Genomic DNA, 12,637 nt, shown 5'->3' with positions numbered 1-12,637 from the left:
CAATACCAATTATATATTATGGATGATAATTTTTCACCAAGAGTAAAAGATGTAATTACGTACAGTAAGGAAGAAGCTCTTCGTTTAGGGCACGACTTTATTGGTACAGAACATCTTATGCTAGGTATTTTAAGAGATGGTAACGGAAAAGCTATTCATATACTTAATAACCTAGCTGTCGATTTAGATCATTTACGCAGAAAAGTAGAAGTACTTAGCCCTGCCAACTTGAGCGTTGAAGTAAATGCAGAAAAGAAAAACCTTCATCTTACCCGACAGGCAGAAAGAGCCCTGAAGACCACTTTTCTTGAAGCAAAAGTATTTCAAAGTTCATCGATAAGCACGGCACATTTGCTGTTATGTATCTTGAGAAACGAAAACGATCCAACAACCAAGCTATTGAATAAACTAAAAATAGATTATGACGTAGCTAAAGAACAGTATTTAAATATGACTCCAAACGAAGAAGAATTCTTAGAAAACTTGCCAAGAAACGAATCATATAATGATGATTCAGGACAAGATGACAGTCTTAAAGAAAGCAGTTTTAATAATCCCGCCAATAAGTCAAACAAAAAATCTAAGACTCCAGTTTTAGATAATTTTGGGAGAGATTTAACAGAAATGGCTGAAGAAGGAAAATTAGACCCTGTTGTAGGACGTGAAAAAGAAATTGAGCGTGTATCGCAAATTTTAAGCCGTAGAAAAAAGAACAATCCGCTTCTTATTGGAGAACCTGGAGTTGGTAAATCTGCTATTGCAGAAGGACTTGCTTTACGTATTATCCAAAAGAAAGTATCGCGTATCCTTTTCCACAAACGTGTTGTAACCCTTGACCTAGCAAGTTTAGTTGCAGGAACAAAATACAGAGGACAGTTTGAAGAAAGAATGAAAGCCGTAATGAACGAGCTGGAGAAAAACGACGATATTATTCTTTTTATTGACGAAATCCACACTATTGTAGGCGCTGGTGGAGCAACAGGTTCTCTTGATGCTTCAAATATGTTTAAGCCTGCTTTAGCTAGAGGAGAAATTCAATGTATTGGAGCTACTACTCTTGATGAGTACAGACAGTATATTGAAAAAGATGGTGCTTTAGAAAGACGTTTTCAAAAAGTAATTGTAGAACCAACTTCTGTTGAAGAAACAATCGCAATTTTGAACAACGTAAAAGATAAATACGAAGATCACCACAACGTAACTTACACTCCAGAAGCAATCGAAGCTTGTGTTAAGCTAACAAACAGATATATGTCTGAGCGTTTCTTACCAGACAAAGCAATCGATGCAATGGACGAAGCTGGTTCACGTGTACACATCACTAACATTGATGTTCCAAAACAAATTTTGGATTTAGAACGTCAGTTAGAAGAAGTTCGCGAAATGAAAAATATGGTTGTTAAAAAACAAAAATATGAAGAAGCAGCCAAACTTCGCGATGATGAAAAACGTATCGAAAAAGATCTTGCTACAGCACAAGAACAATGGGAAGAAGATTCTAAAAACAACAGAATTGAAGTTACAGAAGATAACGTAGCCGATGTTGTTTCTATGATGACTGGAATTCCTGTTAACAGAATTGCTCAAACAGAAAGCAACAAATTGGCTCAATTGCCTGAATTAATTCAGAACAAAGTAATTGGTCAAAATGAAGCTGTTCTAAAAATCGCTCGTTCTATTCAACGTAATAGAGCTGGACTTAAAGATCCGAACAAACCAATTGGTTCATTCATTTTCTTAGGTCAGACTGGTGTTGGTAAAACACAGTTGGCAAAAGTATTAGCAAAAGAATTATTTGATTCTGAAGATGCTTTAGTTCGTATCGATATGAGTGAATACATGGAGAAATTTGCAATTTCTCGTTTAGTTGGAGCGCCTCCAGGATACGTTGGATACGAAGAAGGTGGTCAATTGACTGAGAAAGTTCGCAGAAAACCATACTGTGTGGTTCTTTTAGATGAGATCGAAAAAGCACACCCAGACGTTTTTAACATGATGCTTCAAGTTTTAGATGACGGATATTTAACGGATAGTTTAGGTCGTAAAATTGACTTTAAAAACACTATTATTATCATGACTTCTAACGTTGGTGCCCGTCAGTTGAAAGATTTCGGACAGGGTGTTGGATTTGGTACTGCAGCAAGAACAGCTCAGGCTGATGAAAACTCAAAAAGCATTATCGAAAACGCTTTGAAGAAAACTTTTGCTCCTGAGTTCTTAAACAGAATTGATGATGTAATTGTATTTAATGCATTAGAAAAAGCTGATATTGATTTGATTATCGAAATCGAATTGAAAAAACTTTATTCTCGTATTGCAGAGCTAGGCTATAAATTAAGCTTAACTGATAAAGCAAAAGCGTTTATCGCCGAAAAAGGTTTTGACAAACAATTTGGAGCAAGACCGCTAAAAAGAGCTATTCAGAAATATGTTGAAGATTTGCTAGCCGAAGAAATCATCACTTCAAAAATACATTCTGGTGATGAAATTATGATGGATCTAAAAGAAGATTCTCAAGAATTATCAGTAGAGATTCATAAAGCCGAAGAGCCGACTAATCAATAAATTAGTCAAAAATTATAACATTCATAATATACCCGTTACGTTTTCATAACATAACGGGTATTTTTTTTATTAAAAATCACTATCTTTAGTAAAAGCAAATAGCTATTTTTGAATTTAAATTCTATAATAAAAAACAAAATATGCTTCAAAATAAAGTCATTTTAGGTAGCGAAGAATGGTGCTCATTTCCAGAACTTGGAATCCCGACAATCAAGGCTCGCGTTGATTCTGGTGCTAAAACTTCGGCAATGCATGCTTTAAACATAGCTCCTTTCATAAAAAATGATGCCAATTGGGTTAAATTTGACATTAACCCGATTCAGAATAATATCAAAACCATTATTCATTGTGAAGCGCCTTTGGTTGATAAACGAATTGTAAAAAGTTCGAGCGGTTTTAGAGAACATCGTTATGTGATCCAGACCAACTTAAAAATTGGCGACGCCAAATGGCCAATCGAAATGACCTTAACCAATCGCGATTCTATGGGTTTTAGAATGCTTTTAGGGCGTGAAGCCATGAGCGGAAGGGTTTTGGTTGATCCTGAACAAAAATATCTTTTAGGACAGCCAACAGCTGAATCTTTAAAAGAATTATACCAAAATTCTGAAAAAGCAACTTCTGGTTTACGAATTGGACTTTTAGCCAGTAATCCGGAATTGTACAGCAACAAAAGAATCATGGAAGCGGGAGAAATGCGCGGCCACGAAATGCATTTCTTAAACATTAAGGAATGCTACATGAAATTGGACGCCAAAACCCCAGAAATTCACTATAGAGGCGGAAAAATATTAAATCAGTTTGATGCTATTATTCCGAGAATACGACCAAGTATTACTTTTTACGGATGTGCATTAACGCGCCAGTTTGAAGCTTTGAAAGTTTTTTGCTTGAACTCGGCTACAGCAATTACACAATCGAGAGATAAATTATATTCGCTTCAATTGCTTTTAAATAGCGGAATTGATATTCCAACTACCGGATTTGCCAATTCTCCGTTGGATACAGACAATCTTATCAAAATGGTTGGAGGCTCGCCTTTAATTGTAAAACTATTAGAAGGAACACAAGGAAAAGGTGTTGTTTTGGCCGAAACCAAAAAAGCAGCAGAAAGTGTTATCAATGCTTTTAAAAGTTTAAATGCCAATATCTTAGTTCAGGAATTTATTAAAGAAGCCAACGGAAAAGATATTCGCTGCTTTGTAATTGACGGAAAAGTTGTTGCAGCGATTCAGCGCGAGGCGATGCCTGGCGAATTTAGAGCCAATATTCACCTTGGAGGAACTGCATCTGTTATCAAAATCACTCCTGAAGAGAAAAAGATCGCTATAAAAGCCGCAAAAGCAATGGACTTAAAAGTAGCAGGTGTTGATATTATTCGTTCTTCTAAAGGCCCTTTATTACTAGAAGTAAACTCTTCTCCAGGTCTTGAAGGAATTGAAGGCGCAACTAACAAAGATGTGGCAGGAGAAATGATTAGAGCTATTGAAAAGAATTTCAAACTATAGTTAAGTTAATTTAAACTTAATTCTACATAAATAATTTAGCAGCTTTGCCAAAGTTTAAAACTTGGCAAAGCTTTTTTATTTAACTTTAAAATAAAAAATATGCATTTTCCTTATTTAGATATTATTGTGCGCAGCGTTGCTGTTTATTTTTTCATGACCATTGCGCTACGCATTTTTGGAAAAAAAGAACTTTCGCAATTAAACACGGCCGACATTATCCTTATTTTACTGATTAGTAATTCTGTTCAAAATGCAATGGTTGGGCCTGACACTAGTCTTGTTGGAGGTTTAATCGCCGCTTTAGTTTTGTTTGTCATAAACTTTGCCATCAAAAAATTAACAAAGAGATTCAAAACTCTTGGTGACTTACTACTTGGCAAACCTGAAATATTAATACATGATGGCGTATTAGATTTTAAAACTTTAAGCCGATTGGATGTTTCGCACGAAGAACTAAAAGAAGCCGCTCGCGAACACGGTTTAGAACATTTAACAGACATTAAACTCGCTATGCTTGAAATTGACGGCACCATAAGCATCATTTCGAAAGACCAGAAACACCTTAAACAGACACACTACAAACGAAAACACAATCATAAAAATCTTCAAAAGTTTTAGCCAATAAAAAAGCCGATTCCAAATTGAAATCGGCTTTTTTTATATTTAAAAGAAATGAAATTTACATTTCACAATAATCATTTTATTACATAAATACACTTAGAATAAAATAAACCAAACCTGCTAGAATAGCTGAAATTGGAATAGTTAAGATCCAAGCCCAGATTAAACTTACGGTAACTCCCCAACGAACTGCAGATACACGTTTTGTTAATCCAACTCCAATGATAGAACCTGTAATAGTGTGCGTTGTACTTACTGGAATTTTTAAGTGTTCTGTAAAATAAAGCGTTAGAGCACCAGCAGTTTCAGCAGCAACACCTTCGAAAGAACTTACTTTTGTGATTTTAGAACCCATGGTTTTCACAATTTTCCATCCACCACTTAAAGTTCCTGCTGCAATGGCAGAATAACACGCTAAAGGAATCCAGCTTGGCATTACACCTTTAATACCTGCATCATCGTTTGGAAGCACAACATCTAACCAAGCATCCATATGAACTCCTGGGTTTGTATTGATATATACCGCAACCGCAGCCGCAATAATACCCATTACTTTTTGAGAATCATTTCCTCCGTGGCCTAAACTAAATGCCGCAGAAGATAATAATTGCATTTTCTTTAAAGCAGCATCGGCTTGATGAAGATTTAAACTGCTGAATATTAAACAGAATGCGCTTACTGTTAAAATGATAAAAGCAACTAAGAACCATTTAATGTTATGAGAGTCAAAGACTACACTCCAAAAATGAGAATCAAAACGAGGTTTTCCGTGCTCTACAATTTCTTCATAAGAAACCATTTGAACGTAAACAAACCAAATAGTTGCAATCATCAAAGCAACAGTAAAGATTTTTGGTCCGATACTTTTACGTGAAGCATTTAACAGCCAAATAGAAATTAAGTAAGATGCAATAACTCCTAAAAGTGGCGCTAATACGATAAAAGCAATAATAATGAGGACTCCCGAGGGCATTCCGCCATCTTTACCAGCCTTATACCAGCTTACAATTTCATACCAGTAGTGAGTTGCTCCGTCTTCTCCAACATAACCAGAAAAACCATGAACTGCAATAGCGTGCGCAACGGCAGCTCCTGCAAAACCTCCAATTAATGTATGCGAAGAACTTGAAGGGATTCCTAACCACCAAGTCAATAAATTCCAACAGATTGCTGCAATTACTCCGGCTAGGATAACAACCAGGTTAATTTCCATTGTGTGCGCTGTTTTCGCAACAGTATCCGCAACACCAAATCCAAAAACCCAATAAGCCAGAAAGTTAAAAAATGCTGCCCAGACAACCGCCTGAAAAGGTGTCAAAACCTTTGTTGCAACAACAGTCGCTATAGCATTTGCCGCATCATGAAAACCATTGATGTAATCAAAAATTAAGGCTAATACTATAATTAATATAAGTAGCGTCATAAAATTATAACTTCAGATTGAAAAATTGAATTAAGAATGTTTTACAGAAATAGATTCTAGTATGTTCGCAACACTCTTACATTTGTCTGTTGCTGATTCTAAAACAGATAACACTTCTTTATATTTAATAATATTTTTAGCATCTGTTTCGTTTTCAAAAATTTCAAAAACTGCTTTGTTATATACGTTATCAGACTTGTTCTCTAGTTTGTTGATTCTAGCACAAGCATCTTTAATAACTTTAAAATTTTGTAAGTTTCTCAACTCTTTTACAGCACTATCAATGTTTTGACAAGCTTCAAGGTTGATCTCTGTCATTTTTCTGATAGATTTTGTAATCTTATCAACCTGATACAATCTCATACGGCTCGATGCACCATGAAGGTAATCGGCAACGTTGTCAATTGAAGTAATTAACGTGTGAATATCTTCTCTATCAAATGGAGTAATAAAGTTTCTGCTTAACTCAAGGTTAGTCTGACGCGTAATGTCTTCTCCTTTTTGTTCTAATTCGTCAATCTTTTGAAAAAGAATTTCTCTTTCTTTTAATGGTAAATTTACAGCTTCGTGTAAGTTAGAAGCTAATTCAATTAAATTGCTAGAAGCCTCTTCAAAAAGTGGAAAGAATTTTTTGTCTTTCGGCACTAAAAATTGGAAAATACTGTTTATTGACATTGTTTTATTTTTGATAGTGCAAAATTACCTTCAATAACACGTTTCAGTGTTAAGCCATTGTTAACAAATCGTTTTCAATTTGAAAACTCGAAAGGAATAAAACCGTGTTTTCTATGTCATTATGTAAGATTCTATCTTCTTTTACCAAAGGCACCACTTCTCTGTAGCTGCTTAAGAACATTTCGATGAAATCACTTGATTTCAGGGGCTCTCTGTAAGCAATGGCCTGTGAAGCATTTAATAATTCAATTGCCAAAATACGCTCTAAATTATCTAAAATTCGTAAGGCTTTTGTAGCACCATTCGCTCCCATGCTCACGTGATCTTCCTGGCCATTGCTTGAAACAATACTGTCGATACTCGCTGGAGTTGCCAATTGTTTGTTCTGACTGGCAATACTTGCCGCGGTATATTGCGGAATCATTAAACCTGAATTCAATCCTGGATTATCCACCAAAAATGCTGGCAGATTGCGCAATCCTGAAATTAACTGATACGTTCTTCTTTCTGAAATGCTTCCTAATTCGGCCAAAGCAATTGCCATAAAATCTAAAGCCAATGCTAAAGGCTGTCCGTGGAAATTTCCGCCAGAAATAATCTGATCGGCTTCTATAAATATATTTGGATTATCGGTAACTGAGTTGATTTCTGTTTTGAATACTTTTCTAACATAATCAATCGCATCTTTTGAAGCTCCGTGAACTTGTGGCATACAACGGAAAGAATACGGATCTTGAACGTGTTTCTTTTCCTGAGTGATGATTTCACTTCCGTCTAAGAATTCAGTAATTCTTTGTGCCGTTACGATTTGTCCTTTGTGTGGACGTATATAATGTATCAATTCGTTGAATGGCTCAATTCTTCCATCAAAACCTTCTAAAGAAATGGTTCCGATTAAATCGGCCAAATACGAATATTTATATGCTTTAATTAAAATATGAGCTCCGTACGCACTCATAAACTGCGTTCCGTTCAGCAAAGCCAAACCTTCTTTTGATTGAAGCACAATCGGTTCCCAGTTGAAATGTTTTAAAATCTCAGCAGAAGCCACTTTCTTTCCTTCAAAAAGCACAATTCCCTCCCCTATTAAAGGTAAAGATAAGTGTGCCAAAGGCGCTAAATCTCCCGAAGCTCCAAGTGAACCTTGCGTATAAATAATTGGCAGAATATCATTATTGTAAAAGTCAACCAAACGTTGCAATGTGATTAACTGAATTCCAGAATGTCCGTAACTTAAAGATTGGATTTTAAGTAAAAGCATCATTTTCACAATTTCCGCTGGAACTTCCTCTCCTGTTCCGCAGGCGTGCGATTTCACTAAGTTTTCCTGAAGTTTAGATAAATTTTCATTAGAGATTTTTACACTATATAAAGATCCGAAACCTGTATTGATTCCGTAAATTGGTGCAGTATGAGATGCCATTTTTTTATCTAAATAATCACGGCATTTCTGAACATTTACTTTTGCTTCCTCCGATAATTCAAGTTTTTTATTTTGGCTTAAAATTTCTTGTAACGTCTCTAAAGTAATCGTTTCTGAACTTATATAATGAATCTCTCTCATGATGATTTTAAATTTTAAACGCCAAAATTCAACAAATCAATATTAAAAAGCAACATTTTATCACAATAATTAAAATTTCAACAAAACTCATTTAAAAGCTTTAACAATTATTTTTAAGCCATACAACCTGCTTTCTCTCACTTTTCAGGCTGTTTTTACCTAAATTTCAATCTTTTGTCTAGACTAAATCACCAAAAAATAGATTCCAAAATATACCAAAACATCAATTTAACATCTGCAATTTTAACAAATACTCAATATTGATTTATAGAGATTTGAATTATTAAAATATTCGTAAAAAAGCCTTTTAAGTTTTTAACTCTTATAAAAAGCTGTACTTTTGAAAAATCAAAAATGAAAAGTAACAGCATAAAATATCAATCTACAATTATTACATCTCCAACAGGAGTTGCAATTGCTGCTACCATTATTTCTACTACAACAACTACTACCCCTTAGGGGTATACATTTTTACATATCATCCTAGGTTACCTATACTTTTTTCTTGAAAGAAGAGAGTTATTGGATACATAAAAAACATTTACAAAAAAGAAAAAAAAAAGTCGCAGTTTTCAGTTTCAGTTCATAGCCAATAACCTTGAACCTTTGTTACTCAAAATCTTTGCACCTTATTAAAAAATATCAAAAATGAAAGTATTAAAATTTGGCGGAACTTCGGTTGCCAATGCTCAAAATATAAAACTCGTTCTCGAAATTGTTAACCAAAAAGCAAAACAAGACCAATTAGTTGTTGTAGTTTCTGCCCTAAGCAAAGTGACAGATTTACTGCAATTGGCGGCAGCAAAAGCAGCGGCAAACGACGAAAGCTTTAGAGAGGTTGTTGCCGAAATCGAGAAAAAACACCTTGACACGCTAAAAGAACTGATTCCGGTAAGCGAACAGAGCAGTCTTTTAAGCCATGTAAAAAGAATCATCAACCATTTAGAAACTTTATTGGACGGATGTTTCTTGCTTGGCGAATTATCTCCAAGAACTGCCGATACTATTTTAAGTTTTGGTGAATTGCTTTCTTCTTTTATCATTGCTCAGGCATTTCAGCAAACTGAAAAAGATGCTGTTTACAAAGACAGCCGCGAGTTAATAAAAACAGATAATAATTTCGGAAAAGCAGCAGTTAATTTCGAAGTTTCAAATCAGTTAATAAAAGATTATTTCGCTTCGAATAAATCCAAAATAAATATCCTTCCAGGATTTATTGCGCAGACTTTAGACGGAATCACTTCGACTCTAGGGCGCGGAGGATCTGATTATACTGCAGCCATTATCGCTGGAGCAATCGATGCAGAACAACTGGAAATATGGACTGACGTAAACGGAATGTTTACTGCAAATCCAAAAATTGTAAAACAAGCACAGCCAATTGCAAACATTTCGTATCAGGAAGCGATGGAATTATCGCATTTTGGTGCAAAAGTGTTGTATCCTCCAACAATTCAACCGGTTTTAAGAAAAAATATTCCAATTTTAATCAAAAATACTTTTGAGCCAGAAGCCGAGGGAACTTTTATTTCGAGTCAGGTTTCATCAAAAGATACTGTTGTAAAAGGAATTAGCCATATAGATCATATTTCGCTTCTAACTCTTGAAGGTCCGGGAATGATTGGAGTTGCGGGTTCGTCAAGACGTTTGTTTGAAGTATTGTCTCAGGAAAAAATCAACGTCATTTTTATTACTCAGGCTTCTTCTGAGCACTCTATTTGTATCGGAATTTTAAATTCGGATGCTGATAATGCTGAAATTGCGATTAACAGCGCTTTTGAAATCGAAATTTCACAAAACAAAATCGATCCTTGTTACGTAGAAAAAGATCTTTGCATTATTGCTTTGGTGGGCGAAAACATGAAAAATCACCAAGGATTGAGCGGAAGAATGTTCAGCACTTTAGGAAAAAACAATGTAAACATTCGTGCGATTGCGCAAGGTGCTTCTGAAAGAAATATCTCGACTGTAATTAACGAAAGAGACGTTAAAAAGGCATTGAATACACTTCACGAAAACTTCTTCGAAGAAAACACCAAACAGCTGAACCTATTTGTAATGGGAGTTGGAAATGTGGGAGAAAAATTCATCGAGCAGATTCACAATCAAAGAAAATTTTTAAAAGATAATTTAAAGATCAATGTTCGCGTAATTGCTTTATCAAATTCAAGAAAAATGATTTTTGATGAAGACGGAATTTCATTAAAAAATTGGGATTCGGCTTTAGCTGAAGGCGAAACTGCAGACATCGAAGCATTCATCAAACGTGCAAAAGAACTGAATTTACGTAACAGTATTTTTGTGGATATTACAGCAAATGCAACGGTTTCTGAAGCCTACGAGAAATTCTTAAAAGAAAGTATTGCGGTTGTAACTTGCAACAAAATTGCTTGTTCTTCGGCTTACGACAATTATAAAAAACTAAAAAGCTTATCACGCCAGTACAACGCTCCGTTTTTGTTTGAAACGAATGTTGGTGCGGGATTGCCAATTATAGACACCGTAAAAAACTTAATTGCTTCTGGCGATAAAGTGCATAAAATTCAGGCGGTTTTATCGGGAAGTTTGAACTTCATTTTCAACAATTTCGACAAAGACAATTCTTTCCACGATGTGGTAAAAGAAGCAGGAGTTCAAGGTTTCACAGAGCCAGATCCAAAAATTGACTTAAGCGGAATCGACGTAGCGCGTAAAATCCTGATTCTGATTCGCGAAAGCGGTTACGAAATGGATATTGACGCCATTGCAAACGAATCGTTTTTGCCAGCAGAATGTTTAGCAACAACAAACAACGAGGATTTCTTTGCATCGTTAATCAAACACGCTGCTCATTTTGAAGGTATTTATAATGAAGCTCTAGCGAAAGATTCAAGATTGAAATATGTAGCGCAATTCGAAAACGGAAAAGCAAGCGTTGGCCTGCAATTTATCCCAAAAGATCATCCTTTCTACAATTTGGAAGGAAAAGATAATATTGTTCTTTTCTACACCGATCGTTACGTAGATCAGCCTTTATTGATAAAAGGAGCCGGAGCTGGAGCAGCAGTTACAGCATCAGGAATTTTTGCTGACGTAATCCGTATCGGGAATGTGTAATATTTATTAGCCGCTAAGACGCAAAGGCGCTAAGTTTTTAAGTTTTTTAAGCTCAGAAACTTAAATTCTTAATAATAAAAAAACTTAGTGCCTTCGTGGCAAAAAAAAAATAAAAACTTTGTGACTTTGTGCCTTCGTGGCAAAACCAACCAAAAATGAAAGAAATAAAACTATTTTGCCCAGCAACTATCGCAAACCTCTCATGCGGATTTGACGTACTTGGACTTTGCTTAGACAATGCGGGCGATGAAATGATTGTTCGAAAAGTAGATCAAAAAGGAGTTCGAATCACAAAAATTGTGGGTGCCGATCTGCCTTTGGAAACCGAGAAAAACGTTTCTGGAGTTGCAGCTTTAGCCATGCTTGAAACTTTAGACGAACTAGATTTCGGATTTGAAATTGAAATTTACAAAAATATCAAAGCCGGAAGCGGAATCGGAAGCAGCGCTGCAAGTTCTGCTGGAGCGGTTTTCGGAATTAATGAATTATTAGGAAGACCTTATTCTCGTAAAGATTTGGTTCAGTTTGCGATGCAGGGCGAAAAATTAGCCAGCGGAAACGCGCATGCCGACAACGTTGCTCCTGCCCTTTTAGGCGGATTTACTTTGGTAAGAAGTTATGCGCCGCTTGATATTATCAGAATTGACAGTCCAGAGGAATTGTACGCAACGGTGGTTCACCCGCAGATTGAATTGAAAACGTCTGATGCACGTTCGGTTTTAAAACAAAATGTTTCCCTAAAAAGCGCCATTATGCAATGGGGAAATGTAGGCGGATTGGTTGCAGGTCTTTACACTAAAGATTACGATTTGATCGGAAGATCGCTTCATGACGAAATCGTTGAGCCTCTAAGAAGTGTTTTAATTCCAGGTTTCGATTTAATCAAACAAACGGCTTACGAAAACGGCGCTTTAGGTTCTGGAATTTCTGGTTCTGGCCCATCAATTTTCGCATTAAGCAGAGGAAAAGAAACCGCAGACCAAATCGCAAAAGCCATGAGCGAAGTGTACGAAAAAATGAGTTTACCATATGAAATTCATGTTTCGAAAATAAACCCTGATGGAGTAAGAATTCTTTAATTCAATTAAAAATTAAAAATTTAGAATTAAAAATAAATACGTAGCGTTTGTCAGGCTGAGCGAAGTCGAAGCCAACGCAAAGTATAAACACAAAGCATAACCGTCC

At 35.7% G+C, this 12,637-nt stretch carries 8 protein-coding genes; 5 read left to right on the top strand and 3 right to left on the bottom strand.

The window, feature by feature from the left end:
* Positions 1–18 precede the first annotated feature (18 nt).
* The 3 genes from M0M44_RS14460 (at position 19) to M0M44_RS14450 (ending at position 4,691) form a co-directional block, all read left to right on the top strand.
* Entirely contained in the window at positions 19–2,565 is a 2,547-nt protein-coding gene (locus tag M0M44_RS14460) for an ATP-dependent Clp protease ATP-binding subunit (protein ID WP_095930861.1), read from the top strand.
* 140 nt (positions 2,566–2,705) lie between these two features.
* Positions 2,706–4,073: a 30S ribosomal protein S6--L-glutamate ligase gene (gene rimK / locus M0M44_RS14455; protein ID WP_248726283.1), complete on the top strand. Its 1,368-nt coding sequence runs from the start codon at positions 2,706–2,708 to the stop codon at positions 4,071–4,073.
* 99 nt (positions 4,074–4,172) lie between these two features.
* Positions 4,173–4,691: a DUF421 domain-containing protein gene (locus M0M44_RS14450; protein ID WP_248726282.1), complete on the top strand. Its 519-nt coding sequence runs from the start codon at positions 4,173–4,175 to the stop codon at positions 4,689–4,691.
* Positions 4,692–4,776: 85 nt separating this feature from the next.
* On the opposite strand, the gene M0M44_RS14445 is transcribed toward M0M44_RS14450, so the two are convergent.
* From M0M44_RS14445 to hutH, 3 genes are read right to left on the bottom strand one after another with little or no spacing between them, the layout of a single operon-like run.
* The gene (locus tag M0M44_RS14445; protein WP_248726281.1) at positions 4,777–6,117 is read right to left on the bottom strand and encodes an inorganic phosphate transporter; all 1,341 of its coding nucleotides are present in this window, start codon (positions 6,115–6,117) and stop codon (positions 4,777–4,779) included.
* A 30-nt stretch (positions 6,118–6,147) separates the two neighbouring features.
* Positions 6,148–6,792, bottom strand: coding sequence for a DUF47 domain-containing protein (locus M0M44_RS14440; protein ID WP_008462731.1), 645 nt, complete (start codon positions 6,790–6,792; stop codon positions 6,148–6,150).
* Positions 6,793–6,841: 49 nt separating this feature from the next.
* Positions 6,842–8,356, bottom strand: a complete 1,515-nt coding sequence (gene hutH / locus M0M44_RS14435; RefSeq protein ID WP_248726280.1) for a histidine ammonia-lyase — start codon at positions 8,354–8,356, stop codon at positions 6,842–6,844.
* Positions 8,357–9,004: 648 nt separating this feature from the next.
* Here hutH and thrA point away from each other — a divergent pair.
* Both thrA and M0M44_RS14425 read left to right on the top strand, forming a co-directional pair.
* Complete coding sequence (thrA, locus tag M0M44_RS14430; protein ID WP_248726279.1) at positions 9,005–11,452, top strand: bifunctional aspartate kinase/homoserine dehydrogenase I; 2,448 nt, start codon at positions 9,005–9,007, stop codon at positions 11,450–11,452.
* 155 nt (positions 11,453–11,607) lie between these two features.
* Positions 11,608–12,531, top strand: a complete 924-nt coding sequence (locus M0M44_RS14425) for a homoserine kinase (protein ID WP_248726278.1) — start codon at positions 11,608–11,610, stop codon at positions 12,529–12,531.
* The last annotated feature ends 106 nt before the right edge of the window (positions 12,532–12,637 follow it).

Source organism: Flavobacterium humidisoli (assembly GCF_023272795.1).
Classification (GTDB): Bacteria; Bacteroidota; Bacteroidia; order Flavobacteriales; family Flavobacteriaceae; genus Flavobacterium; species Flavobacterium humidisoli.
This window is presented reverse-complemented; position numbering and strand designations above follow the sequence as displayed.

What these genes read in the sequence shown, in the direction of transcription:
- M0M44_RS14425 (WP_248726278.1), top strand. Translation starts at nt 11,608, where the DNA reads ATGAAAGAAATAAAACTATTTTGCCCAGCAACTATCGCAAACCTCTCA.
- hutH (WP_248726280.1), bottom strand. Translation starts at nt 8,356, where the DNA reads ATGAGAGAGATTCATTATATAAGTTCAGAAACGATTACTTTAGAGACG.
- M0M44_RS14440 (WP_008462731.1), bottom strand. Translation starts at nt 6,792, where the DNA reads ATGTCAATAAACAGTATTTTCCAATTTTTAGTGCCGAAAGACAAAAAA.
- M0M44_RS14460 (WP_095930861.1), top strand. Translation starts at nt 19, where the DNA reads ATGGATGATAATTTTTCACCAAGAGTAAAAGATGTAATTACGTACAGT.
- thrA (WP_248726279.1), top strand. Translation starts at nt 9,005, where the DNA reads ATGAAAGTATTAAAATTTGGCGGAACTTCGGTTGCCAATGCTCAAAAT.
- rimK (WP_248726283.1), top strand. Translation starts at nt 2,706, where the DNA reads ATGCTTCAAAATAAAGTCATTTTAGGTAGCGAAGAATGGTGCTCATTT.
- M0M44_RS14445 (WP_248726281.1), bottom strand. Translation starts at nt 6,117, where the DNA reads ATGACGCTACTTATATTAATTATAGTATTAGCCTTAATTTTTGATTAC.
- M0M44_RS14450 (WP_248726282.1), top strand. Translation starts at nt 4,173, where the DNA reads ATGCATTTTCCTTATTTAGATATTATTGTGCGCAGCGTTGCTGTTTAT.